The organism is Methylobacterium sp. CM6247 (assembly GCF_054817925.1).
Genome location: NZ_JBTXKX010000003.1, coordinates 1,005,502 through 1,028,858, shown reverse-complemented (window position 1 = coordinate 1,028,858; position 23,357 = coordinate 1,005,502). Strand labels below are relative to the sequence as shown.

Genomic DNA, 23,357 nt, shown 5'->3' with positions numbered 1-23,357 from the left:
GGACACTCGGTGCGCATCGCCTCGCCCCGCTCGCGGGGAGAGGGACGTGTCTCCCCCTTGCCGGGGAACACGTCGAGGCGGCAGCCGACGATGAGGGGGCTTCTTCGGACGAGCCTCACTCGGAGCCGCCCCCTCACCCTCGCTCCGCTCGTCACAGGCACGACGAGGTGCCTGCGACCCTCTCCCCGCGTGCGGGGAGAGGGGGAAGCGCGCCTGCCGTCTCGGCTTCCCGATATCAGGCCCCCGGAAACCGGAACACATGCGCCAGGTGACGGCGCCACCATCGCGTGAGGGTGACTTCCGTCACCGCCGCGCCGTCATGGGCGTGGATCATCGTCCCATCCCCGCTCGCGATCGCGCAGTGCTTTGCTGGCAAATGAGAGCGGAAGGCGAAGAGCAGGACGTCGCCTGCTTCCGGTGTGTAGCCGCTCAGAGGATCGCGCACGGCGGCGAGATGGCGGCGGGCGGCCTCCGCCATCGGGTCGCTGCCGGGGAGGGCGGATTCCGCCCATGAGGCCGAATAAGGCGGCGCGGTCTCTGGCTCCGGCCCGAGGAGCCCGCGCCAGATTCCCCGGACCAACCCGAGGCAATCGCAGCCGACGCCCTTGAGCGAGGCCTGATGCCGGTAGGGCGTGCCGATCCAGGCCCGTGCCTCGGCGACGATCCGGTCGGAACATCGCATAACCAATTCCTTTGCCGGCTCAACGGAACAGGCTGCTGCCGTCGAGGGCGGTACTGGAGCCGGGGATGGCGCTGATGACGAAATCGTTGCCGGGCATGTGCGGGAATCCCTGGAAGTTCACCGCATTGGCGAAGACCGCCGCACAGGTGGCGAGGCGCTTGTCGCAGCCGGCCGTCAGAGTGAACCGGTCCCCGGCGGCCATGGCGCGGGGCGGCTCCTGCCAAAGTTCGATCAGGACGCCGCCCTCGGCCTGCCGGTGCGCCCGGACGTCGTTGGCGAGGCCGGCATTCGCGCCCGAATCCCAGCTGAGCCGTCCGCCCGTGAAGGCGCCCTCGGCGAAAATCCCCGCCAGGGCGGCCGGCATCTCGCCTGGTGTCGCCGGCGCGAGAACGGTCCCGGTGGTGCGGTAGCGCGGATCGGCGAGGTCGACGCGGCAGCGTGCATCGCCGAGATCCGCCCCGCAGGTGGCGCGGAAGGTCCGGCCGCGCTCCTCGTCGAGGCGGTCCATCAACCCGCGCAATTCCGCCACGAAGGCGGTGCCCGCCCGGCGGATCTCGCCGATGGTCCCGACATCGAGGAGGAGCCGCGTCCCCGGATCGGTCCAATCCACGAGCCAGGTCTCGATGCCGGCCGCGTCGTAGAGCCCACCCGCCACGTCCGCGTCGGCGATGCCGAGCGAGGTCAGCGCCCCGGCGACCTCGCCGCCGCCCACCGCGAAGCCGAGCTCCGCGCTCGCCTCGGCGGCCTCTAACCCCGAGCGCGCCGCGAAGGTGATGCCGGAGAAGGCGAGGTCGCGGTCATGGTCGGTGAAGCCGAGGGTGAGGCCGTCGCGCCGGGTCAGTGACCAGCAATGGCACAGGGTGGTGGACCCGCCGGCGAGATGCGCGGCGAGGGCGGCGGGGATATCGCGCATGCTTTCAGGCTCCAGTCAGGGCACGATCTCGATGAGCGGCACGTTCGGGATCTCGCCGGCGCTGAAAGCCTGGAGGTCCACGCTGAGATCGTCGGTGTCGAAACGGACGGGCACGTCGAACCAGAACCCCGCCGTCACCGATGCGCCCGCGGCGGGGGCCGTCGCCAGGGTCACGAGGCCCGTGGTGCCGTCACAGGTGAAGGAAGAGGCCGGCCGCTCGACACCGGCCACGGCTACCCGCACGGTCTCCGCCACCGGCTTGGCGACGAGGCGGCGATAGGGCAGCGGCCCGGTGCCGTAGGTCTTGGCGCGGGCAAACACCCGCGTCGTGCCGTCCCCGAGTCCGAGAGGCTGGTCGCCCGGCCCAACCGCCTGGCTCGGAGGCCCCGAGCGATGGTCGATCCTGTCGCGATAGCGGAAGCCGTAGAGGCGCCCGCGCCGCTCTTCGAAGAAGGCCAGGACCGCGTGCAGGGCGTCGAGGGTGCGGATGCCGAGGCCCGCATCGTAGCGCCGCCGCGAATCGGCCCAACGGCTGTTGCGGTGCTCGCGCCCCGCGGCGAGGGTCACGATTTCGGTGAGCCGGCTCGGGCCCCCGCTGCCGCGCAGGGCCACGTCGAGGGGAAAGCGGACCTCGTGGAAATCACCGGCCATGGCGGGCCTCCCCGGATGGTGTTCAGGACGCGCGCCTGCCGCGCGCTACCGCGCGGGCGAGGGCGGCGGCCACCTGCGCCTCCGAGCGGCGGAAGCTCTCCGCATCCGGCGTCGCGATATGGACGGTGACGGAGACCGGCTGCCCCGAAGCGCCGCCGGCGACCCCGAGCCGCCCGTCGCTGCCGCGCGCGAGGGGCAGGATCGCCTCCGGCCCGGCCTCGCCCATCAGGCCCGTCCCGTCGCGCATCGGGAAGTAGGTGGGGGCGGCCACCACGCCGCCGCTGGCGAAGGGGCGCACCCGGCCGCCAGCGATCACGCCGCCCTTGGCGAAGGCCGCGCTCGATGCGCCGGAATTGATGAGGCTCTTCACCAGGGATTCGATGCCGCCCTTCACCGGGTCGAGGACGGCCTTGCCCGCCATGCCGGCGAGCTTGGTGACGAGGGAGTTCAAGGCTCCATCGAGCTGCTTGGCCGGGCCGACCGTGCTGATGAAGGCCTTGCTCAGGCTGTCGCCGAATTTTTGGGCCAGATTGTCCAGGGTGCTCAACTGCTTGGTCCGCGCGGCGATGGCGCGGTCGATCTCGGTCTCGGCCATGGCGGTCTCCGCTCAAGGATCGGGATAGGCATCCATCAACCGCCGCAGGTCGGCGGCGCTGGCCGCGTCGCGGCGGCTAGAGCCTCCGAGCGCGGCCATCAATTCGCGGGGCGTCGCCGCCCAGAAGTCGCGCGGGCTCCAGCGCAGGGCGTTCAGGCCCAGGGCCATGGCCTCGTCCCACGGGAAGGCGGAGGGAGCCTCCGGCCCGATCCCGCCCGTGGGGCTCAAGGGTCCGGCGTCGCGGCTCCGAAGGCGGCGGCCAGCGCCTCGCCGAGGGCCGTGGCGATGGGTTCGATCCCGCCCGAGAGCGGCAGCCGCGCCACCGCCGCGTCGTCGAGGTCGTGGCCGCCGCCGCGCAGGGTCGCGCCGAGAAGCGCGATGAGGTCGCGGCTGGCGAGGCGGCCTTCGGCGAAGCGGCCCGCCAGGCCAGTGAGATCGGTGGCGCCGAGCGCCTCCTCCAGTTCGGCCAGGGCTCCCAGGGTGAGGCACAGGGTGTAGCGCCGGTCCCCGATCGCGACGGAGACCTCTCCGCGCCTGCGGTTCGCCATCACAGGCTCGTAAAGGTGAGGGGACCGGCCGAATCGAGGGCCATGTCGAAGGTCACCTCGCCGGCATGGTCGCCGCGATATTCGAGGCTGGTGATCTGGAACAGGCCCTGGATCGTGCCGAAGGCCGGCACCACGACCTGCAGCGTGTCGATGCTGCCGTCGAAGAACATCTGGCGCAGGCGGGCGTCGGAGGCCTCGTCGCGAAAAACGCCCGAGCCCGAGACGGCCGCGCGCCGTACCCCCGCCCCGGCCAGCAGCTCGCGCCAGCGCCCGACGGATTCGGCCGAGGTCACGTCCACGGTCTCGGCGTTGAAGGCGAGCTGCCGGGCGCGCAGGCCGGCCACCGCCGTGAACCCCGTTCCCTCGCTGATCCGGATGAGGAGGTCCTTGCCTTTCTGGGCACTCATGGGGTCGCTCCTTGAAGCGGGTTAGCAAGAGAGGTCGCCGGTTCTGCGGGGCAGAACTCGCTCAGGAGGTCGGCAGCCGCTCGGTGACGGCCTGGAGGGTGAGGATGGCGCGGGTCTCGCCGCTGCGCTCGTCACGGGCGCAGGCGAGGGATTCGACCCGCAAGACCGACAGCGCATGGCCGGCGGGAGAGAGCAGCGCCTCGTGCAGCAGGGCGGCGGCCCGGCCTGCAGCCTCGATGGCGCCGCGGCTGGAGCCGGGCCTGGCGAACAGGATCAGCCCGAGCCGATGGGTATGGCGCAGCGCGCCGTCGACGGAATCGTCCCGCATCTCGGCGGGGCCGAACAGCGCGTAGACGGGCGCCGCGCCGCGCGGCGGCTCGTCATGGATGCGGACCTCGCCGCCCATGAGCCGGCCGAGCTCCGCGTCGCCGCCGAGGACGGTCAGGATGGCCGCCCGCAGGGCGAGGAGCGGGTTGGCCCGAAGGGACAGGGCGTCGCTCATGTCAGGCCCCCCGTCGCGTCGATCAGCTCCTCGACCTCGCAGACGAGATCGCGCCCGCGCCCGTCGGGATCGCCCGCCGCGCGGATGGCGAAGCGGCGCGAGCCGGAAACGAGCCGCATGGCGGGCGTCACGTCCGCCCGGTAGGCGAGGCGGATGCGGTGGGTCGCCACCGCATCCGAGCGGCCGCCGCGTGTACGCTCGGCATGGCCGGTGGAATCCAGCGTGCCCCACAGGAGCGGGCCGGCCACGAACCGGCGAAGGTGCCCGCCGAACCCGTCCGGGTCGTCGACGAAGCGTTCGAGCACGTAGCGGCGTCGCCGCGCGCCGATGGGCGGGTGCGTCATGACAAGGCTCCGGACGTTACGGTTAAAGGCGCATCCGGCGGTGCGGCGCGACGAGCGCCTCCACCATCGGGGTGAGGGTCACCGGCAGGTCGCCCCGATGCTCGAACCCATGCGCCGCCACGAGCCGGATCGCCTGGGCGAGGGCAGGAGGGATCGGCGGGCCCGATCCGCCATACCCGGCATCGACCTCGATCAGGGCGGCGGCCCGGTACAGGGCGGGAAGGGCGGGCGAGACGATCAGCCCCGGCGCTTCCACCGTATCCGGCGCGAGGCGGACGAGGCCGGGGGCAAAGTCCGTGACGGTCCCCGTCGCATCCACCGAGCCGGCGCTCGCCAGGGCGACGAGGGGGCTCAGGGGAAGGGGCACGAACCCGTCCCGGGGCCAGGCCGTGAGCATCACCCGGTAGCGTCCGGGCGCCAGGATGCGCCGCGTCGCGAGTTCCACCATGGCGCGGGCGGAAGCGATCAGGCCCTCCACCAGACCGTCCTCCGCATCGTCGTCGGGGTCGAGCCGCAGGTGGGCGCGCATGTCGGCCAACGTGACCGGCTCGACGATGGCGGCATCGACGCGTATCGGATTCATCGTCGTCTCCGGGTGGGGCGATGAAGGGGATGGGCGGAATGGATCTCGACATGCGGTCTGCGGGTATCGCGCTGCTGCTCGGCCTCGCCGCCGGGCCGGCCGCTGCCGTCGTCGGCGGTCGCGAGGCGCCGGAGGCGGCCGGCTCGGCCGTGATGGTGCTGTCCTCGAACGGCGGCGTGTGCACCGGCATCGTCGTGGCGCAGGATTCGGTGCTGACGGCGGGCCATTGCGTGGCGGCGGGCTCCCGCCAGGGCGGCGCGGAGCACCGGGTGCATTTTCGCGACGAGGCGGGCCAGCCGGTGCTGGTCGATCTCGCCGCCCGCGCGGTTCATCCCGGCTACGATGCCGGCGCCATCGCCGGGCGTCGGCGCTCCATCGATCTGGCGCTCGTCCGCACCGCCACGCCGCTTCCCGGCCGCTTCCGGCCGACCCCGTTGAGCGCCGCACTGCCGCGCGCCGGCGAGAGCCTCGTCCTCTCCGGTTACGGAGTCTCGAAACCGGGCGAGCCGCGCACCACCGGCACCTTCCGCAGCGCCGTCCTTCCCGTGGTCGAGCCCTATGGGCAGAGCCGCATCCTGGTCTGGATGAAGCCGTCCGGTGGCGCATCCGGCGCCTGCCAGGGCGATTCCGGCGGGCCGATCGCGGATGCGCCCGGAGCGCCGCCGCTGGCCGTCTCCGCCTGGGTCGGGGGCGGGGCTTGCGGTAGCATCTCACAAGGCGTCCTGCTGGGGCCGCAGCGCGACTGGATCGACCGGACCCTCGCGGGCTGGGGCCGCTCCGCAGGCTGGTCCACCCCCTGACGCCGCTCTGCCTCAGCGACGGAACCGGAGCTTGGCCGAGGGATTGCCTTACGCTAGGCTTCATTCCAGGGACGTCCGGGGCTCATGCCGGGCGCGGGAGAGACACGATGTTCACGACCGCGCTGCGAAGGGTCGCCGTCACGGCGCTGGTCGGTCTCGTCCCGGCTCCGGCGCTCGCCGTGATCAACGGCGAAGTCTCTCGTGATCCCAATGGGTTGCGCGCCTCGGTGGTGCGCATCGAGAGCACCCAGGGCGAGATCTGCTCGGGCACCCTCATCGGTCCCGATCTCGTCCTCACCGCCGCGCATTGCGTCATGCACCAGGCCGGCTACAGCGTCGTCGCCGTCGACCGGTCGTTCCGCCAGCGCCGCATCTCCGCCATCGCGGCGTCGATGCATCCCGATTTCGTGCCCGGCACCACGCCGGAGGATCAGCCGGGCATCGATCTCGCCTTGATCAAACTGTCCGAGCCCCTGGGGGCCGATTTCCAGCCCCTCGATCCGCGTGGCGGCGGGGCCATCGGCACCGGCGAATCGGTGGACATCGCCGGCTTCGGCGTCGTGGCCGAGAACCGCCGCAACACCGCCCGTACCTTGCGGCAGGCGCATCTCGTCTCCATCGGCTCACTCCAGGTCGCCAACACGGTCACGGTGGTGACGGACCGGCGCAAGCTCGCCGAGACGGCGGGAGCCGGCGCCTGCCTCGGCGATTCCGGCGGGCCGATCCTGCGCGGCGGTCCGGGCGGCTACCAGATCGTCGGCGTGGTCAGCTGGTCGAGCGGCGCCATGCGCCAGGACAAGCGCGCCCGCACCGCCTGTGGGGGCTTCACGGCGGTGACCCCCACCGGCCAGCATGCCGGCTGGATCACCTCCCGCGCCGCCGAGATGGCGCAGCTCTCCCCGAGCGAAGCCCCCGCGAGCTTCCGTCGCTCCAACCGCTCGGACTGGATGGCGCGGCCGGGTCGGCGGTGAGGGGGGCGATCATCCCGAAGAATGTCATCGTCGCATGATGTCTCACACACGCTGAGAGATCGCCGCGAGGAGAGTCGGGCGGCGAAATGCTAACATGCCGGCCCGCTTCGTAGTTGGGGTCCTACGAAGATCAGAATGCTTTCGCTGGTCCGGTGACCTGAACTTCCACGGCGAATTCTCCGAAATGATCGGGCAATTCCCTTGCTGCGGACGGAGACTGGGCGAACACTTTCATGGCCCAATCGTCGCCGGTCCGATTGAGGCCAAGCCCGACCGATCTGTCCGGACGGCCCGTGACGTAGCGCGAGGTGAATGCGTCCTTTGCCGCCAAGGCGGCTGGCTTCGACGCTACCAACTTCTCCCGCCGGTCCATCATGTCATGCTCCTGCCGCACCAGTGTAGAGTTCGATATCGAGAGCTTCAAGGACGCTGCGGATCGGGTTTGCATAAGTGATGCCGAATCCCGTTCGGCCCCCCGTTTCCGTTCCGGCGAACAGGAGTGCGACCGGGCGCCCCTCCGCCGTGCAGATCAGCGAGCCGCTATCGCCTCCCTTCGAGAAGGGTTTCGTCGTTCCGCTGATGGCAACCTGACGGTTGAAGACTGCATATCTGGGGCGTGGACCGCTGATCATCTGGACACGAACGTTGTCGACGTCGATCGCCTCGACCATTCCTTCTGTATACCGTGTGGTGCGTCCCACCTTTTTCACGGGGCTTTGATCCAGGATCAAATCCTCGATGTCGCCGAGATTCCACCTGTCTGGATCGATATCCGTCTGGCCGACCATGCGCGTTTCGCAATTCGCCGGGTCATCGAGCGATGCGAAGGCGCAATCGACAAAGTTGGAGGCGCTCGGGTCGAAGTCTATGGGGACGAATGCCCGTAATTTTGCGATCCTGTGTTCGGCATTCCCGATATCCCCATGATCCAGCCGTCCCGGCTGAACGATGATGTCGCCGACCTTCGCGCGATTGGTGTGGGCGAGAACATGGTTATTGGAGATCATCCCCACCTTGCCCTGCTGATCGATGCCGAAGCACCCGAGCGTACCGGCCGTGACGCGATGGTGGCCAATGGATTCGCCCATCAGTAGCGGTCGGCAGAGTTTTGCCTTGGCTGTCACCTGACGACGCACGCGCCCGGTGACGATGACTTTTGCTTCGCCCTGGGCAATGCGCTGCGCGGCTTCGACCACAGGATGGTGGAGCAGCTTCTTGTGCTGCACGAACAATCCCAGTCTCAGGTTCGATGTCCGGTCGTATTCGCCGGATCGCCGAAGCACCCCGACCGCGATCTTCTCCTTCGGATCGAACTCCCCATCATGCCTGGCCCGAACGATATCGTCATGGGCGGCTGTCCCTGGTAGCGGGGAGAATGTCGGCGAAGTGCCGATGTCCATGGCTGCGGTGAGGACCTCCGAGTACTTGAAGGCCCGGAGGAACACCTCTGCCTTGGCGTTCGTCACTCCATCCAGATTCATGTTTGATATCCCGAAGAATCAACCTGAGATTGGTTATTCAACCCATCAAGACCGATGGAAAGACCTCCGTTCCGCAATCTTGGGTAGGATGGGTATAAATCCGCCGGTTGTTTCGGGAAATCCACAGCGCAGAGGGGGGAGCGCTCATATCGAAAGCTGCAGCGGTGCGGCCGGAGGCCGTCTCCGGGACCAGATCCCGGAGACGGCGAGACTCACGCGAATTTCAGCAGCTTGATCGCGTCGAAATCCTGCACGCCGCCGCCGACGCGCTTGGTCGTGTAGAACAGCACGTAGGGCTTGGCCGAGTAGGGGTCGCGCAGGACGCGCAGGCCGGCGCGGTCCACCACGAGATAGCCGCGCTTGAAGTCGCCGAAGGCGATGGACAGGCTGTTGGCCGCCACATCCGGCATCGCTTCGGCCTCGGCCACGGGGAAGCCGAGGAGGGTCGCGATCCTGTCGGCGGAGACCGGCGGCTGCCACAGGTAGTTTCCGTCGGCATCCTTCATCTTGCGGATCGTGCTCTGGACCTTTCGGTTCATCACGAAGCTGGCGTTCTGGCGGTAGCCGGCCCGCAGGGCATAGACGAGGTCGAACAGCACGTCGGACGGGTTGGCGCTGGGGAAGGCCCCCGCCGCGCCCGTGGCGACGAAGCCGAGCTTGCCCGGTACCCAGGCGGAATTCTCGACATTGTCCACGCTGAGGAAGCCGCGCGGGCGGCTGACCCCGTTGCCGGTGACGAAGGCGACGCTTTCCTGTTCGGCGAAGACGGTCTCCACCTCGTCGGCGAGCCAGGCGTCGATATCGACGATGGCATCGTCGAGGAGCGTCTGGGTCGCCGCCGGCATGGCGTAGAGCTCCATGGCCGGGAAGCTCAGCTCCGTCAGGGCCGGCGCGTCCGTCTGCGGCCGCGCCGCGGTCTCGGCGACCCAGCCCGAGACCGCATCGGTGGCGGAGACGGCGCGCTTGTAGAGCCCGCCCGAAATGGTGCGCACCGTGGCGAGCGCCCGGATCGGCGAGAGGTTGGCGAGCCGCTTCAGCACGTCCCGTTCGATGGCCTGCGGCACGAGATAGCCGCCATCGGGGCCGGAGCCGGCCGAGAGCGCCTTCTCCTCCAGGCGCTTCAGCCCGCCGCTCTCGCCCGCCCGGACATAGAGGTCGAAGGCGGCCTTGTGCTCCACGGAAGCCGGGTCCGGACGGGTCGGCCCATCACCACCCAGGGGCGGACGGCGGCCGTCCAGGGTCAGGCGGTCGAGGCGGGTCCGCGTCGAGTCGAGGGCCGCGTCGATGCGGGCGAGCTTCTCCTCGGTGAGGACATCGCCCGAGCGGCGCCCCTCGAGTTCGGCGAGCCGGCCGTCATTGGTCTCCTTGAAGGCCTCGAAGGCGCGGGAAAGCTCGCCCATCGCGGCACCCACCTCGGCGTCGGAGGCGGGGCGCGCCGCTTTGTTTTCCAGAAGGGCGTGGTTTTCCAGAAAGCCGTGCGGATCGGCCTTGGTCTCCGGGGCGCTCGGCGAAACGTGAACACTCATGCGAACCTCGTCTGCTGGGTGAAGGGGGAGGGGGCGGCAGCCGTCCGGGGGGACGGCGCACCACGCGGCGCGAGCCGGTGCGCGAAGGCGCGCAACTCGCGGGCGAGGGGCGTCACCGTCCCGTCCGGCGCGGCGGCGCGGGCGCCGGGCAGGAGCGGGAAGGTGACGAGGGAAATCTCCCAGAGGTCGATGGCGAGCAGGCGGCGCAGGCCGCCGCGCTGCGGGCTCGAACGCAGGGTGCGAAAGCCGATGGACAAGCCGTCGAGGCCGCCCTCGCGCATCAGGGCGTCGACCTCGCGCCCACGCTGGACGGCGAGGTTGATCAGCCCCTCCACCCGCAGGCCGCGCGTATCCTCGCGCAGGGAGAGCCACCGCCCGATCGGCTCGGCCGGATCGTGCTGGAACAGCATCCGCACGCCGGCGGCCCCACGCTCGCCGAGGCTCGCCGCGAAGGCGCCGGCGGACACGACGTCGTTGCCGAGATCGGGCACGCCGAACAGGCTTGCATAGCCGGTGAAATGGCCGTCCATGGCGGGCTCCCGAAGGGTGGGGTGACTGGGGTGAGGCGGTGGGATATCCTCATCATGCCGAGGATATCCCGGAGGTGCGCGTGCCGCTCTACATCAAGGACGACGAGACGGCGGGCCTCGTGGTGAAGCTCGCGAAAGCGTCCGGCGTCACCAAATCCGAGGCCGTGCGCCGGGCCGTCACAGCCGAACTGAACCGCCTGACCCCTCCGGTGCCGCTGCGCGAACGCCTCGCCGCCTTGAGGGCCCGTCATCCGCTGCCGAAGCCCACCGGGCAGGCCGCCGACAAGGCCTTCTTCGACGACCTGAGCGGAGAGTGACGCTCTTCGTCGATGCCTCCGCCCTGATCGCGATCATCGCCGGCGAGGCGGAGGCCGACGCGTTCGCGGATATCCTGGAGACCGATCCCGACAGGCTGTGTTCGGCGCTCTCGCTCTGGGAAACCATCGCCGGCCTCGTGCGCAGCTACGCCTTCACGGTCGAGGCGGCCCGCGAACGGGTTCGCCTGACTTGCGAGGAGGCGGAAATCCGCCTCGTTCCGATTGCCGGGCGTGAGTTCGAACTCGCCGTCGAAGCCTATGAGCGCTTCGGCAAGGGCCGGCATCCGGCGTCCCTCAACATGGGCGATTGCCATGCCTATGCCTGCGCGAGAGCCCATCAGGCGGTCCTGCTGTTCAAGGGCGAGGATTTCACCCTCACGGATATCGTTCGGGCCGGACCTTCCGGCTAAGCCACCGGCCCGATCGACGTGACACCCGAACCGTCGCGCCCCGATCGAGACGATGGTCCGGGTTGGCAATATCCGACCGGATACACCAAGATTTCGCTTTCCTGATCGCAGATCAGTGACATTATTCGACTTCGATCGACTGCGAATCGGAAACGGGGGATCATCATGAGCTTGAGCGTTAAGCTATGCATTGCATCCGTTCTGCTGTGCCTGCTTGGTCCGATCCCGACCTCGGCCGCGGATCCCACCGCCGATGCCCAGGCCGCGGCGGCCCGCTGGGACAAGACCTACAATTCCGGCGACATGGACAGCCTCAAGGCCCTCTACGCCACCGATGCGATGGTGATCCCGAAGGGCGCTCCCGTATCCGGCGCCGACAAGATCGGCGCCTTCTTCGCCGGGCTGAAGGCGAAGGGGTTCGAGGAGCACGCGATCAAGGTCAACTCGGCGCAGATGAAGGGGGACGTTCTCCTCGTCACCGGGCGCTGGTCCATGTCCGGCCCCGGCGAGGGGGGCGCGAAGAAGACGTTCGAGGGCAACTGGGTCAACGTCCTGGAGCGCGAGGGCAAGGACTGGCGCACGGTGCTGCACACCTGGAACTGACGAACCTATAGCGCCGTCCCGTAGCCCACGGCCTCGCGTTTCTCCGCTTCGGTGAGGAAGTCCGCCGCCTGGACCCGGCGCCAGAGCGATTCCCGCTCCGGCGCCAGGGCCTCGATCGCGTCGAGATCGGGCTCCAGGCGGGCGGGGCCGAAGGCGGGCTCCAGCCATTGGGCGAGACTCTCGGCGGTGCGGCGTGCCAGGGGGATCACCGTCTGCCGGTAGAAGGCGCGGTTGGCCTCGGCGTAATTGGCGTGGGTGTTGTCGCCCGCGAGGCCCAGCAGCAGGGGCGGCACGCCGAAGGCCAGGGCGATCTCGCGGGCGGCGGCGGCCTTCGCCTCCACGAAATCCATGTCCTTCGGCGAGAGCGAGAGCGGCTTCCAGTCGAGGCCGCCTTCCAGCAGCAGCGGCCGGCCGGCATTGGCGGCGCCCTGGTAATTCGCCTCCAGCTCGCCCTTGAGGCGGGTGAACTGCGCGTCGCTCAACGTCGCGCCGGTGGAGGTGGCGTAGACCAGCGCCCCGGAGGGCCGGGCGGCATTGTCGAGGAGCGCCTTGTTCCAGGCCCCGGCGGCGTTGTGGATGTCGAGCGCCACCGCCGCTGCCTCCATCGGCGACAGGCCGTAATGGTCGTCGGCCGGGTGGAACAGGGTGAGGTGGAGGATCGGCGGCACGCCCTCGCGGGTCTGGTCGTGCCGCAGAACCCGCCCGCCGACGGTATGGTCGTAGGCGATGGGCCAGCCGTCGGGGCCGGGCACCACCCGCATCCGGTCGGGACGCAGAGCGTGGAGTTCGCGCGGGGTGCCGTCGAGGCTCAAAGCTTCGAGATAGGCGTTCCCCCGGCCTTATGGAGCAAATGCACCAAGGTAGCGCCATGATCGCGTTCCGAAGAATGTTTAAGACTCGCCACGTTGGGCGGGACGGTGCATTTTCCCGTCATGTCTCGATTTCGTCTTGGCTTTGCCAGAGCCCTCACTCTTGTTGGGGCGATCATCTTCTGGACCTGGACGTCTGCAAAGGCGGCGGTGACGCTCATCGGAGCAAGCACCGTGGGAGATGACTTTGAGCAGCTTTTAGAGCGCCTTCCACAATGGGCTAACTGGTTATTTTCAACGCCTTGGTGGGTCCCGACTCTGTTTGCCGGCATTTTAACCGGCTTCTTAATATGGCTTAGCTGGCCAAATAATTCGGCTCAAACCATCGCTGCAAAGCGGCCCGTTCGTGAGCCCGAGTCTCTAAATGCACCGGAAACAAAATCTAAATCTATTATAGGACGTGCTTTTGTAGGGGGGCCAGACGGCGCTGGTGATATAAGATTGCAGTTTGCTAATACATTTAGTAATGTAGATCTTTATCTGGAGTTCAGTATATACAACGCCTATACCATTGGCTCCAATGGTTGGCTGCCTCCAGAGAGAATATTCTTGGCAAGTATTGGAAAGGTATCGAAGAATCAGATCCGTGGAACCTCATTCTTACACATAGGAAAGTTCGCAAACGATGCAGTCTTTTTCCTTGGGCAACGGAACGCACTTGAAAATATGCATCAGGCGCACGTTATGCGCGATCGTGGTTTATGGCGATGCAGAATTGTGGCATCCGCAAACGATTCCGCCGAAGAATACGTGTATTTTATAATCATCAAAAACCAGAAGTCAGAGAACCCCACCATTATAGGTCAAAATATTTTCGAACATATTGTCGGATGGGAGGGCGGATCAAAGACTTATGGTGACGTATTTGATTTGTACAAAAGTGATTTTGAAATCGAAGTTCAGATTCAATAGTCATTATAACTCAAACTCAACCAGATGAAATATTTAGGCTCTTTGCGCCAATCGCCTCAAGGCATTGCAGTAGAAATACTGCCGTAAAGCCGCCACGGCTGATCTTATTCGCGATATTCCGCTCCGTCTCCTCAACGCCAAGCGGTGCCAGCTTCTCGACTAGGTCGCGGTAGCTGACGCCTTTTCGCTTCAACTCCGCCTTGAGGAGGTTCTTCGCGCGGGCCTGCCATTCGGTCTCGTTGGCCTTCGTCATCATCGCTCCTAGGGTGAATGTCGCCATATCCGATATATACCCCCTTGATCTGATGACCAAACATCACCATATTCGATGTATAGACATCGGATTTGGCGACAGTGACCCAACACTTCCTCCTCTCGGCAGCCGCCCGCACCCTTTCGCTCAAGGCGATCTACAAGGGCGGCGAGGACAAGGCCTACCAGACCTTCAAGCGCCTTCGCTGGCCTGAGACGGACGGTGAACCCGTGTGCCCCGGCTGCGGCTGCCTCGACCACTACGACATCTCAACTCGTCGTCGCTTCAAGTGCGCGGGCTGCGGCAAGCAGTTCAGTGTCACCAGCGGGACCATCTTCGCTTCGCGCAAGCTGGCCTTCACGGACCTGTGCGCCGCCGTTGCCATCTTCGTGAACGCGGTTAAGGGCCTGTCAGCCCTTCAGCTCGGTCGTGACCTGTCGGTGTCCTACAAGACGGCCTTCGTCCTCGCTCACAAGCTGCGCGAGGCCCTTTCGGCTGAGACGCGCGGCTTCGGCCTCGACGGCGAGGTCGAGATCGACGGCGCGTACTTCGGCGGCTCGGTTCGTCCTGAGAACCGGAAGGAGGATCGGAAGGATCGCCGCCTCAAGGTCAACCTGAGCCCAGAGCGCCGCGTCGTGATCGTCATGCGCCAGCGCAAGGGCCGCACCCTGACGTTCGTCGCCAAGCGCGAAGCTGAAGGCGTCGCCCTGGCTCAGCAGCACGTCGCCAAGGGCTCCAAGGTCTACGCCGACGAAGCTGGTCACTGGGACGACCTGAACGTCGCCTTCCCTGACATGGGCCGCATCAACCACTCCGAGGCCTATTCGGCTGACGGTGCCAACACGAACCAAGCCGAGAGCTTCTTCGCTCGCCTGCGCCGCATGGTGTCGGGCCAGCATCACTTCGTGACCGCCCGCTATCTTCACCAGTACGCCACCGAGGCTGCTTGGAAGGAAGACCACCGTCGCGATCCGAACGGCATCGCCTTCGCTCGCACCATCCGTCTCGCGCTTGTCTCGCCGAAGTCCTGGGCCTTCTGCGGCTACTGGCAGCGCCGCCGTACCGTGAAGGCAGTCTAATGACCGAGTCAGTCACCATCATCCAACTCCGCGCTAAACAGGAGGAGTTGCAGGACGCCATTCTGTATCTGGAGTCGAAGCTGACGGAGGCGCGGGCCGACCTCCTCCACGTGAGCGCAGTCCTGCGGCTGTTCGAGACGAACGGCGAGGTTCAGCAATTCCCCGCCCATGTGAACCTGTCGCGCATGTTCAGCGCGGGCGAACTGTTCGCGCTGGCTATCAAGGCGCTGACGGAGAAGGGCGGCACGATGACGACGCGCGAGCTAGGCGCCTACGTCGTCCAATCGAAGGGCTGGGATACGATTGACCCGATCCTGGGCCGGGGCGTCACCCACAAGCTCGTTTACGTGCTGTCCAAGGCCCACAAGCGGGGCCGGATACAGTCGATGGGCTATGAGCGGGGCGTGCGGGTTTGGGCGCTGCTAACGACCGAATGAGCCACTGTCATAAAAGCGATTGACAGCGGCGGTCGCTTAAAACGCTCTGTGACGGGCAAGAATATAAGCTGAGTATCAGATACCCGATATCATAAGAATGCCGCTGGCGGTGCCTCTGAGGCCAGATTCAGCCCCATCCCACTTGACGCGAGAAGGAAGGTACGTCAGCTTCAGTATTGACGAAGGAAATGTCGCCTAGAAACGACGAAAACCGGGATTGCAGTCCCGGTTCCCGAGTCGAAACCGCAATGGGCTCTGGTAAGCTTGCGGCTGTTAGGACGACACGTGCACCGTAAGTGCGCGCCCGACGGCATGTCAAGTTTTCCAGGGCCTTTTCTGAAAAGGGCTCTTTGAATGAATACCCATGTCCGTCGGCCCTCGCGCCGGCTCTCCCCCGAAGATGCAATCGTCGTTTGGCTCCGTTATTGGAGCGGCGAATTCCAGAACCGGATCGCTGCCGCCTTCGACGTAAATCCTGGCCGCGTCAACGACGTGCTGAAGGGGCGCAAGTACCCTGAAAGCCGCTTGGCGGCGCTCGCTCGTCGCTCGACGATCTAAAGGGGCGCCAAATGGCAAAATCACCCCCGCCCCGCCAGACCTCCCCGAAGGTCTCGACCTTGGCTTCCAAGGTACTCTCGGGAAGCGTCAAGCCGACCCTTGCGCAGTCCAAGACGCTCGCCGCTAGCGCGCTGGGCCAGGATCAGACCAAAGGTCAGAAGTAGAGGTAGGCGGTCGTCTACCAGATTCCTACGCGGCGGCATCTCAGGTGCCGCCGTTTCTGTTTGGGGCGCGAATAAAACCGGCAACCCCAACTCAGGTGAGTGCGGCCTCGCAAACGCGATTGCAAAAGGATGGGCCTCTAAGATTGCACCCTGCAATCTAGCGAGTGCCGTGACGCGCCCTCGCTGCTCCTCCGCCATGGTGAGCCTTTGTCGAACACCGTCAGGCCCATAGTGGGCAACGCTATCCCATTAGTGCGGGAGCAAGTTGGGCAGACGATCAAATTAGCTCATGAGCTGCGGGCAGAGGCAGAACGGAGCCGTGCCTTGCTGAAAGAAACGAAGGAACTCCTTCGCAAAATCCCGCCCTATCGCACGAACTTCGACTAGCCAGCGATCCAAGCCTCTTAATCGACGGGCGGAAAAAGCTCGATGAACCTCAGTCCGTCCCATAGTTCGACCGCGTGACCGTCTACCATCGCCTTTGCGCGTTCGATGGCTTCGTCATCATCCTGAACTGAGATGCGAACCATGCCAATCACGGCTCCGGTCTTTGCAAGCAGAAGCACGCGATAGGCGGAGGGGCGTCGCTCGCTAAGGGCATCCATGCGGGATCCAGGTGTGTCGGGCATCGCATCGCTCTCCTAGTGGAGGCGGGAGCGCACGACTCTCTCAGTCATCGGAGCCAAGGGTAGAGGCCGGTGATGCGTGATCTTACGCTCTAGCTTACGCAAGCGATAGGGCCAGTTGCCCCGAGGAGGCCGCCCGACAGAGCGCACCTCAAGCGATGGCTTACGCCATCATATTTGGTGCATTTGCTCCATAAGGCCGCGTTCCCCGAGACCATGAGGTGGCCATAGAGAGTCTCCAGCAGGCGGGCGCCGCCCTCCCGGGCATTCGGCCGGGCGAGGAGGGCGAGGAGCGGATGCGGCCCCGCCCGGTCCGTCAGTACCAGGGGCAGCGCCGCGGCGGCCTCCGCCACCAGCCGCACCGCCCGGTGGACGATGGCGTTGCGCTGGAACCCCTCCCGCGCCAGCGCCCCGTAATCCCGCGCGGTCCACACCGCCCGGCCTTCGCCATAGAAGGCGATGCCGAGGCCGGAAACCGGCGCCGCCTTGGTCTCGGCCACAGGAAAGGCGGCCCGCGCCAGGCGGGTGAGAAGGTTCGGCATGGGACTGTCCTCGACGGGGAACAACCCTCCCCCCTCTACGGGGGAGGGTGGTCGCGGAGCGACCGGGAGAGGGGCGGCGCAGGTCTATCCTGAGAAGGCGGTGGCCGTTGTGCTGCCCCCCCTCTCCCCGCATGCGGGGAGGCGGCAGCCGAGGGTGAGGGGGCGCGTCCGAAGGAGCCATACCCGGAGAGACCCCCTCACCCTCGCCCTAGCGGGCTCACGTCGCCTCCCGGCAAGGGGAGGACGACGTCCTCTCCCCGCCCGGCGGGGAGAGGGGGGGGCGCTCACATCCGCCGGATCCTCGGCTCGGCCCTCTGCCCCAGCATCAGGTGGGTCAACGCCCAGACGAGGGCGTCGAGGCGGTCGGGCGAGGCGCCGCTGGAGAGGCCGCCCGGCCCGAAATCGCAGAGCTCGTCCTCGAGCGCCGGCAGGCTGCCGACATGGTGGACGCGGCCCTGCGCGTAGAGCACCGAGACCGGCTCGGCCCGCAGATACTTGCCCCGCGTCGCCCGCACCGGGATCACCGGCACCGAGGCGTCGACCTCGGCGATGACCGCGATGGCCATCTCGCCGCCCTGGTTGACCTCGACCACGAGGCTGTCCGCCTCCAGGCGGTGATAGAGCGCCAGGGCCGCGCCGGCCCAGGCCTGCGGGCTCGCCCGGCCCAACGTGGCGTCGGCGACCACATAGGCATGCCCGTCCGGCCCGAGCCCGGCGGCGACGATCCCGCAGGCATCGGCCCCGGCCTTCGAGGAGGCGGGCGGGTCCACCGCCACGACGATCCGCCGAAGCTCCGGCATCCCGTCCCGGCGCGCGGCCTCGATCCCCTCCCGCGTCCAGAGCGCGTCGGGCCGGTCCTCGATCAGCTCGCCATCGAGCTCCTGCCGCCCGAGCCGCGTGCCGGCATAGCGGCCCACCACGGCGTCGAGGAAGGACGGCGCGAGGTTGGCCGCGTTGTCGGCGGTGCGCGAGCGGCTCACCACGGTGAGCGGGTCGGCGAGGATGCGGCGGATCAGCGGGATCGGCCGGGGCGTGGTGGTGACGAGGTTGCGCGGCCGCTCACCGAGGCGCAGGCCGAACTGGATCATGTCGTATGTGGCGTCCGGCCGGCGCCATTTGGCGATCTCGTCGGACCAGGCGGCGCCGAATTGCGGCCCGCGCAGGGAATCCGGCTCCTCGGCGGAGAAGGCCATCGCCACCGCGCCGTTGGCCCATTCGAGCCGCCGCCGCGAGGGCGCCCAATGCGGCCGCGCCCCGGAGAGCGCCAGCAGGCCGGACGGCCCCTCGATCATCACGTCGCGCACGTCGGCATAGGTCTCGCCGATGAGGGCGATGCGGCCCACCGCCCGGGCGCAGAAGGCGGGGTCGCCCGTGGCCAGGGCCCGCACCCATTCGGCCCCCGTGCGGGTCTTGCCCGAGCCGCGCCCGCCGATCACCGCCCAGGTCGTCCAGTCCCCCCGCGACGGGCAGGGTGGCAGCTGGTCGGTCCGGGCGTTATGGAGCCAGTCCGAGGCCAGCGCCCGGATCAGGTGCGGCGGCAGGCTCGCCAGGAAACCCGGCATCCGGCCGCTCGCCGAGGCATGCCGCATAGCGCGCCGCGATTGCCGCGCGCAGGGCGGGCAGGTCGCTGTCATCGGCCGGGGGGCGGGACGTCTCGCGGGTCCCTTCTGCGAAAGGCCCGTCCGCAAGGTTGCGCTGCGCATCGCTCCGCTCCCGGTCTTCGCTAGAGAGGTCGTCGAGCAGCCGTTTCAGGCCGCCGAGGTCGCGCAGCACTTTCGCGGAATCGAGCGCGGGCGGCGTGTCGCCGCTCAGGGCCGCGTCGAACCGCGCGATCTGGCGGCCGATATGGGCGCGCAGGGCCTCGCCCAGATTGTCCATCACCCGCGCCGCCGGAGGGGCCGCCCCGGCCTTCGGCGGGCGCGGCGCCGGGCGGGCCCGCGGCCTGCGCTCGAAGCCGCAAGCCCGGAACAGGGCCGGCGCGCCGGCGACGGTGCCGCCCAGCGCCAGAGCCAGCGTCGCGGGCTCGATCTCCATCATCCCGTAGAGCGTCTCCACGGCGCGCCGCCGCGCGGGCGCCCAGGCTCCGGGGTCGAGCCGACGCGCTACGTCGCTCACCCCCTCGCGCCAGCCATGCTGGCGGTTCCACGTGCTGATCGTCTGAGCGCGGACCCCCGTCCGCTCCGCGATCTCGCGGCTCGTCATGCTCGTCGTCCGCATCAGTTGCTCGACGAGTTTTCGTGTCTCCAAGGGAAGCTCCATCTCGCTGCCCCTCTCGTCACACTTCTTGAGCGTTCCTCATTGATACCCGAGGAGCGTCACGCTGTCAATCATAAATTCCTATTATAGGATTTTTAGGAGACGCCAAGCTTCGCAAACCCCGAGGGGTAACACCGTCTTCCCCACCTACAATCGGACGGTAGTAGGATGAGTAACCGAATCAGTTGAAGTTCAATGCATCTGCATTTTATGAGACGGCAGCATGGCTTCATCGTATCGAAGGCATTACTACTGGAGTTGGTAAAGATAGCGAGGCAGTAAAAGAAGTTGTCTCAGATGAAAATCGAAAGACATTTTCTGAGAATTTCAGAGAGCTTCGGAGGCACCTCGAAAGCGTCGGCGCCAGCCTCGCAATTATGTCTGTTGACAGGGTTATTCTCGGTTTAAAAAAGAAAGAGCTAACTTATGGTGACGTCACTAGACGAATTGAAATCATAAATGGCATGTTATTTGACGAGCTTTCTCTTGTAAAACTATACGTCTTTGAGAAAAACAGAGCAGAGTATTTCGATTCGCCGTCTGAGTTATTTGGTTAGGCTGTTAGTAACAGTTTTCCATCTGCAATACCCGATATCGAAGATGCGGGAAGATGTATAGCTTGTGCTCAAGGAACTGCCGCAGTGTTCCATTTAATGCGTGTAATGGAGGTTGGCCTTAAAGCACTGTCTTATAGACTTGGCATAGCTCATGCTCCTTCGTGGGAAGCGCACTTGAATCTAATGATGAAAAAGATAAGCGCTCCGCATAAGGAAAAAGATGTCGACTGGAAAGGGCTAGAGCCATTTTGCAAGGAAATAATTGGAGACTTGCAGATAGTGAAAGTTGCTTGGCGCAATCCTACAATGCACGTCGTTCGGCGTTACTCGCCCGAAGAGGCAGAGAGTATCTTCGGAGCCGTGAAAGGGTTTATGAACCGGCTTTCTTCAGAGGTGAAGGAGCAGGCTGACGAGCCCGAGACGGAACAGGCGTGCTAAAGGCTTTCTCAAACGCCTCGCCTATTTTATCGCAGCCTAGCTCGCGTGGTCTCATTGAAGCGGCCGAGCTAGGTTACCTAAACTAAAGTCTATACTAGACAGTTTGATTAAATTATACAAATTTTACCTACCAAAATATGGTTTACCAGTTTTATTTACAACTGTATTGATTTTCTTATCCGCAAATACTTGCACAATGGCCATGGCGGCCGGATCTGTGCCTGTCTCGTCGCCAGAACTATCTTCCGCCTCGGCCTCTGCGAGACCCTGCTGCTGAAGACTGGCGTCAGTCAGTCCTGACTCGAAAGCTGTACGAAAATCCCTGAAACATTGAGGATAGACATTGTCCGGAGGCTGACCCAAATCGGCGTGTAAAGCTAATATCGGAACCTCTAGTCCATGCATCTCCATAAATGCATGAAGATAATTTCTGAGGGTAATTGTATCCGCAAAATCAGATTTACCAACGCTCCGCTCAAGTGAAGAAAGTTCCTTTTTCTTTACAGACTTTTCTGTTTCAATTGTTACAATGGGGTATGGCGTGCCACTTATTGCACCCTTCAGTGGTTCCCTGCCTTTAAATATAAAGTCGAAACCTACTAATCTATGCTGTTTTAATAAAGTCAAAAGGTAAGCTAGATCAAGAGATAGGGCTAGCTCATCCGATTGAGCAAACCGGGATATTCGGAAGCCAATATCAATGCTTTTACCAAGAAAATCGTATAATCCCGGCCTCAAATCGGCATTGATTTCATCCGCTTCGCCAAGAGTGTCTCCGACAACATTCTCGACCTCACCCAAGCTAGCCCGGACGGCAGATACGATGGTTGAGTTTGGGGCCGGGAACGAAGCAATCCATGTTGACCCTTTAACGTCGAGTTCTGGCTCAGATGCGTTTACATCACGACCATACTTCTCAAGTGCTGCTGTAAATGAATTCATGCAGAGAGCGAGATGCTCCATGCATACCAGTCTACAACAAAAAATGATTTCATCACCAATGGTTTTCCATACTTGCGGGCGCTTGCCCTCCAGTAAATCAATACACTTTGCGTGCTGCGGAAGCAGCCCATCATAAGCTTTCTCAACCTCGTCGGGGAAATCTCTGTAGAACTTACGTGTAATATGAAGCCAGTCGGCATAAGGAGCACCTTCGTGCCGTCTGTTTGCATGTTTCGCTTTGAATGCGGTCGATCCGACGAGGTCGACTGACAAAAATAATCTAATTCTATATTGTGGGCAATCCTTGGGCAAAACTAGAGGCATAGTGATTTAGCTCGGACCTCGGCTGCTTTTGGGCTTACCAGAAACTGCAGCGCTATCTGCCGCAAATCGCCGTTAAATTGTCGGTAGTGCTCCTTAAAAGGCTCCGCAGGCATAAGGAAGCCCGCCGCGAACCAATTTGCTTCCCACTCGCACCTGCGGAGGTTGGTATCGTTATCATCTACCCAACGTGTAGCAAACATTGTTGAGCCAGGATGTTTTTGAAGCACCATTGGATAGTGTAGAAAAAGATGTCCTAATTCATGGGCTATAGTAAATCTGTCGCGAACTAGCGATGTTACATAGGGCAAATATATTGTAAAGTTATTCGAAGACTCAATGACGATCGACTCTGGGTAGCCCCCTAAAGCAGGCTGAGGGTTGCTAAAGGCTACTGATCCGCCTAGCCGGCTGACTAGGGGTTCTATAGGATCGCTATAATCAAACCCCAGACGTGAGGCGACGCTTTCCGCAAAAGAGTGCACTTGCCCTTTTGGGAACATCGTAGGCTGGGGTGGTAGGCGCTCCATCGTCATTCCCCTCAGGCGGGGGCTCCTTTTTCAAATCTACAAGAACATATAAGGAACCGGAACCGTCCTGGCCATACTGCGGCTTGCTGTCACAGCGCTTGAGTGGATGGGGGTTGGCAAGTGCGTTGCAGCACATTGCACAGGGATTTTAACAGAGGGGGGGCTCATGAGTTGGGCGCCCGCCATTTTGGGCTCGAGAGCTTATGCTTGGCCACCAACTGTTTGATTAAGTAGAGCGCTTGCCGACGCTGCTACGAATTAGGTTGCCGGCACAATCCGCCTCGGTCACGCCAAGTTTGGCCCGAATATTATGCAGGAATGAGCCAACTTATCACACTAGTACACAATCTCGGAGATTGCCTTCTTTGGTCCGTAGGGAAGTGATGAAAGGGGGCCTCTCAAACGCGAGCCAGACCGCCTCGCGACCGCCGCCCCTCGGCGGCGGCGTGCGTCAACCTTCCCCGCTCAAGCCGGGATCGCATCCGCGCTGGGCGGCGTCCGGGGGCGGGGCATGATCGTCGCCGGGCAGGGCGGCGGGTCGTCGTCGTCGTTGTTTCGACGGCGCGGGCGGAGATAGCGGTGCAGGTTCGCGAGGCGCGGCCGGCGGCGCGGCGCGGGCCGGGGCGCGTCGGCGGCGGCATTCTCCGGGGCGGCTGGCCCGTCGAGTTCGGCGAGCGCCGTGAGCAGGGCATCGACGGTGACCGGCTCGGCCCTGGCCCCGGTGAGACAGCGCAGGCCCGGCGCGCTCTCGAGGGCGCAGGCATCCGAGATCCAGGAGGCCAGGATCGTCCGCTTCTCCTCGCGGGAGAGGAGCGGGTGCGCCAGCACCTCGCGCGGATGACGAAACACGTCCCCGGGGGCGACCACGGCCTGCCAGGCCTCGAACGAGGCTGGCTGCGTGGCGGCGGGGTTCATGAGGCCGGAACACCCGGCGCCGGAACGGGACAAGTGCGTTTCCCTCATCGACATGATCGATCCTCCCTATGGCTGTGAGGCAGGACTGAGAACGG

At 65.1% G+C, this 23,357-nt stretch carries 32 protein-coding genes and 2 pseudogenes; 11 read left to right on the top strand and 23 right to left on the bottom strand.

All coding sequences use genetic code 11. The annotated features are described in order from the left end of the window. Positions 1 to 235 precede the first annotated feature (235 nt). From ACYQOP_RS05685 to ACYQOP_RS05640, 10 genes are all read right to left on the bottom strand, one after another. Positions 236 to 682: an NlpC/P60 family protein gene (locus ACYQOP_RS05685; RefSeq protein WP_461221643.1), complete on the bottom strand. Its 447-nt coding sequence runs from the start codon at positions 680 to 682 to the stop codon at positions 236 to 238. Between the two features lie 19 nt (positions 683 to 701). After that, positions 702 to 1,595, bottom strand: coding sequence for a DUF2163 domain-containing protein (locus ACYQOP_RS05680; protein WP_461221642.1), 894 nt, complete (start codon positions 1,593 to 1,595; stop codon positions 702 to 704). Between the two features lie 15 nt (positions 1,596 to 1,610). Next, positions 1,611 to 2,246 (bottom strand): phage distal tail protein, Rcc01695 family, encoded by a 636-nt coding sequence (locus ACYQOP_RS05675; RefSeq protein ID WP_461221641.1) that lies wholly within the window; start codon positions 2,244 to 2,246, stop codon positions 1,611 to 1,613. A 22-nt stretch (positions 2,247 to 2,268) separates the two neighbouring features. Next, positions 2,269 to 2,841, bottom strand: coding sequence for a phage tail tape measure protein (locus ACYQOP_RS05670; protein WP_461221639.1), 573 nt, complete (start codon positions 2,839 to 2,841; stop codon positions 2,269 to 2,271). Positions 2,842 to 2,853: 12 nt separating this feature from the next. After that, positions 2,854 to 3,069, bottom strand: a complete 216-nt coding sequence (locus tag ACYQOP_RS05665; RefSeq protein ID WP_461221638.1) for a phage tail assembly chaperone — start codon at positions 3,067 to 3,069, stop codon at positions 2,854 to 2,856. Then, entirely contained in the window at positions 3,066 to 3,389 is a 324-nt protein-coding gene (locus ACYQOP_RS05660) for a gene transfer agent family protein (protein ID WP_461221637.1), read from the bottom strand. The genes ACYQOP_RS05665 and ACYQOP_RS05660 overlap by 4 nt, the downstream gene beginning before the upstream one ends. Next, entirely contained in the window at positions 3,389 to 3,796 is a 408-nt protein-coding gene (locus tag ACYQOP_RS05655) for a phage major tail protein, TP901-1 family (protein WP_018045758.1), read from the bottom strand. Before ACYQOP_RS05655 ends, ACYQOP_RS05660 begins: the two co-directional genes overlap by 1 nt. Positions 3,797 to 3,857: 61 nt before the next feature. Next, a complete protein-coding gene (gene gp17, locus ACYQOP_RS05650) occupies positions 3,858 to 4,298 on the bottom strand; it encodes a tail completion protein gp17 (protein WP_461221636.1) in 441 nt (146 codons plus the stop codon). After that, entirely contained in the window at positions 4,295 to 4,642 is a 348-nt protein-coding gene (locus ACYQOP_RS05645) for a phage head closure protein (RefSeq protein WP_461221635.1), read from the bottom strand. Before ACYQOP_RS05645 ends, gp17 begins: the two co-directional genes overlap by 4 nt. A gap of 22 nt (positions 4,643 to 4,664) precedes the next feature. Beyond that, positions 4,665 to 5,225, bottom strand: a complete 561-nt coding sequence (locus tag ACYQOP_RS05640) for a head-tail connector protein (RefSeq protein WP_461221634.1) — start codon at positions 5,223 to 5,225, stop codon at positions 4,665 to 4,667. A gap of 29 nt (positions 5,226 to 5,254) precedes the next feature. On the opposite strand from ACYQOP_RS05640, the gene ACYQOP_RS05635 reads away from it, so the two are divergent. Both ACYQOP_RS05635 and ACYQOP_RS05630 read left to right on the top strand, forming a co-directional pair. Then, the gene (locus ACYQOP_RS05635; RefSeq protein WP_461221632.1) at positions 5,255 to 6,025 is read left to right on the top strand and encodes a S1 family peptidase; all 771 of its coding nucleotides are present in this window, start codon (positions 5,255 to 5,257) and stop codon (positions 6,023 to 6,025) included. A 107-nt stretch (positions 6,026 to 6,132) separates the two neighbouring features. After that, complete coding sequence (locus ACYQOP_RS05630; protein ID WP_056426786.1) at positions 6,133 to 6,996, top strand: S1 family peptidase; 864 nt, start codon at positions 6,133 to 6,135, stop codon at positions 6,994 to 6,996. Positions 6,997 to 7,126: 130 nt separating this feature from the next. Here the strand turns inward: ACYQOP_RS05630 and ACYQOP_RS05625 are convergent, their stop codons facing one another. The 4 genes from ACYQOP_RS05625 to ACYQOP_RS05610 form a co-directional block, all read right to left on the bottom strand. Beyond that, positions 7,127 to 7,369 carry a hypothetical protein gene (locus ACYQOP_RS05625; RefSeq protein WP_461221630.1) on the bottom strand — a complete coding sequence of 81 codons (243 nt, stop codon included), beginning with the start codon at positions 7,367 to 7,369 and terminating at the stop codon, positions 7,127 to 7,129. Positions 7,370 to 7,373: 4 nt separating this feature from the next. Beyond that, positions 7,374 to 8,477, bottom strand: a complete 1,104-nt coding sequence (locus ACYQOP_RS05620; protein WP_461221629.1) for a hypothetical protein — start codon at positions 8,475 to 8,477, stop codon at positions 7,374 to 7,376. A gap of 212 nt (positions 8,478 to 8,689) precedes the next feature. Then, a complete protein-coding gene (locus tag ACYQOP_RS05615; protein WP_461221627.1) occupies positions 8,690 to 10,003 on the bottom strand; it encodes a phage major capsid protein in 1,314 nt (437 codons plus the stop codon). After that, positions 10,000 to 10,533 (bottom strand): HK97 family phage prohead protease, encoded by a 534-nt coding sequence (locus tag ACYQOP_RS05610; protein WP_461221626.1) that lies wholly within the window; start codon positions 10,531 to 10,533, stop codon positions 10,000 to 10,002. Before ACYQOP_RS05610 ends, ACYQOP_RS05615 begins: the two co-directional genes overlap by 4 nt. A gap of 38 nt (positions 10,534 to 10,571) precedes the next feature. On the opposite strand from ACYQOP_RS05610, the gene ACYQOP_RS05605 reads away from it, so the two are divergent. The 3 genes from ACYQOP_RS05605 (at position 10,572) to ACYQOP_RS05595 (ending at position 11,863) form a co-directional block, all read left to right on the top strand. Beyond that, the gene (locus ACYQOP_RS05605) at positions 10,572 to 10,850 is read left to right on the top strand and encodes a type II toxin-antitoxin system VapB family antitoxin (RefSeq protein WP_461221624.1); all 279 of its coding nucleotides are present in this window, start codon (positions 10,572 to 10,574) and stop codon (positions 10,848 to 10,850) included. Beyond that, positions 10,847 to 11,260, top strand: coding sequence for a type II toxin-antitoxin system VapC family toxin (locus tag ACYQOP_RS05600; RefSeq protein WP_311276564.1), 414 nt, complete (start codon positions 10,847 to 10,849; stop codon positions 11,258 to 11,260). The genes ACYQOP_RS05605 and ACYQOP_RS05600 overlap by 4 nt, the downstream gene beginning before the upstream one ends. 165 nt (positions 11,261 to 11,425) lie before the next feature. After that, on the top strand, positions 11,426 to 11,863 hold the full coding sequence (locus ACYQOP_RS05595; RefSeq protein ID WP_461221622.1) for a YybH family protein: 438 nt from the start codon (positions 11,426 to 11,428) through the stop codon (positions 11,861 to 11,863). 5 nt (positions 11,864 to 11,868) lie between these two features. Here ACYQOP_RS05595 and ACYQOP_RS05590 read toward each other — a convergent pair. Then, positions 11,869 to 12,696, bottom strand: a pseudogene (locus ACYQOP_RS05590) (phage portal protein); the annotation flags it as partial. Positions 12,697 to 12,780: 84 nt separating this feature from the next. Between ACYQOP_RS05590 and ACYQOP_RS05585 the strand changes: the two are divergent. Further along, entirely contained in the window at positions 12,781 to 13,644 is an 864-nt protein-coding gene (locus tag ACYQOP_RS05585) for a hypothetical protein (RefSeq protein WP_461221620.1), read from the top strand. Positions 13,645 to 13,660: 16 nt separating this feature from the next. On the opposite strand, the gene ACYQOP_RS05580 is transcribed toward ACYQOP_RS05585, so the two are convergent. Then, positions 13,661 to 13,900, bottom strand: coding sequence for a DUF6471 domain-containing protein (locus ACYQOP_RS05580; protein ID WP_461221618.1), 240 nt, complete (start codon positions 13,898 to 13,900; stop codon positions 13,661 to 13,663). Positions 13,901 to 13,998: 98 nt separating this feature from the next. Here ACYQOP_RS05580 and ACYQOP_RS05575 point away from each other — a divergent pair, with 98 nt between their 5' ends. The 4 genes from ACYQOP_RS05575 (at position 13,999) to ACYQOP_RS05560 (ending at position 16,135) form a co-directional block, all read left to right on the top strand. Further along, positions 13,999 to 14,976, top strand: a complete 978-nt coding sequence (locus ACYQOP_RS05575) for an IS1595 family transposase (RefSeq protein WP_461221616.1) — start codon at positions 13,999 to 14,001, stop codon at positions 14,974 to 14,976. Continuing rightward, positions 14,976 to 15,413, top strand: a complete 438-nt coding sequence (locus tag ACYQOP_RS05570; protein ID WP_461221614.1) for a hypothetical protein — start codon at positions 14,976 to 14,978, stop codon at positions 15,411 to 15,413. Before ACYQOP_RS05575 ends, ACYQOP_RS05570 begins: the two co-directional genes overlap by 1 nt. Positions 15,414 to 15,767: 354 nt before the next feature. Next, the gene (locus ACYQOP_RS05565) at positions 15,768 to 15,971 is read left to right on the top strand and encodes a hypothetical protein (RefSeq protein WP_461221612.1); all 204 of its coding nucleotides are present in this window, start codon (positions 15,768 to 15,770) and stop codon (positions 15,969 to 15,971) included. An 11-nt stretch (positions 15,972 to 15,982) separates the two neighbouring features. Next, complete coding sequence (locus tag ACYQOP_RS05560) at positions 15,983 to 16,135, top strand: hypothetical protein (protein WP_461221610.1); 153 nt, start codon at positions 15,983 to 15,985, stop codon at positions 16,133 to 16,135. A 404-nt stretch (positions 16,136 to 16,539) separates the two neighbouring features. Here ACYQOP_RS05560 and ACYQOP_RS05555 read toward each other — a convergent pair whose 3' ends face one another. The 4 genes and pseudogenes from ACYQOP_RS05555 to ACYQOP_RS05540 form a co-directional block, all read right to left on the bottom strand. Then, a complete protein-coding gene (locus ACYQOP_RS05555) occupies positions 16,540 to 16,764 on the bottom strand; it encodes a hypothetical protein (protein ID WP_461221608.1) in 225 nt (74 codons plus the stop codon). Between the two features lie 191 nt (positions 16,765 to 16,955). Then, positions 16,956 to 17,303, bottom strand: a pseudogene (locus ACYQOP_RS05550) (phage portal protein); the annotation flags it as partial. Between the two features lie 284 nt (positions 17,304 to 17,587). Beyond that, positions 17,588 to 18,865: a DNA-packaging protein gene (locus tag ACYQOP_RS05545; protein ID WP_461221606.1), complete on the bottom strand. Its 1,278-nt coding sequence runs from the start codon at positions 18,863 to 18,865 to the stop codon at positions 17,588 to 17,590. Beyond that, positions 18,798 to 19,550 carry a hypothetical protein gene (locus tag ACYQOP_RS05540; protein WP_461221604.1) on the bottom strand — a complete coding sequence of 251 codons (753 nt, stop codon included), beginning with the start codon at positions 19,548 to 19,550 and terminating at the stop codon, positions 18,798 to 18,800. Before ACYQOP_RS05540 ends, ACYQOP_RS05545 begins: the two co-directional genes overlap by 68 nt. 194 nt (positions 19,551 to 19,744) lie before the next feature. Here ACYQOP_RS05540 and ACYQOP_RS05535 point away from each other — a divergent pair, with 194 nt between their 5' ends. Then, positions 19,745 to 20,116, top strand: coding sequence for a hypothetical protein (locus ACYQOP_RS05535; RefSeq protein ID WP_461221603.1), 372 nt, complete (start codon positions 19,745 to 19,747; stop codon positions 20,114 to 20,116). 561 nt (positions 20,117 to 20,677) lie between these two features. Here the strand turns inward: ACYQOP_RS05535 and ACYQOP_RS05530 are convergent. From ACYQOP_RS05530 to ACYQOP_RS05520, 3 genes are all read right to left on the bottom strand, one after another. After that, positions 20,678 to 21,769, bottom strand: a complete 1,092-nt coding sequence (locus ACYQOP_RS05530) for a hypothetical protein (protein WP_461221601.1) — start codon at positions 21,767 to 21,769, stop codon at positions 20,678 to 20,680. A gap of 41 nt (positions 21,770 to 21,810) precedes the next feature. Next, on the bottom strand, positions 21,811 to 22,320 hold the full coding sequence (locus tag ACYQOP_RS05525; RefSeq protein WP_461225202.1) for an ImmA/IrrE family metallo-endopeptidase: 510 nt from the start codon (positions 22,318 to 22,320) through the stop codon (positions 21,811 to 21,813). 492 nt (positions 22,321 to 22,812) lie between these two features. After that, positions 22,813 to 23,316 (bottom strand): hypothetical protein, encoded by a 504-nt coding sequence (locus tag ACYQOP_RS05520; RefSeq protein ID WP_461221599.1) that lies wholly within the window; start codon positions 23,314 to 23,316, stop codon positions 22,813 to 22,815. Positions 23,317 to 23,357 lie beyond the last annotated feature (41 nt).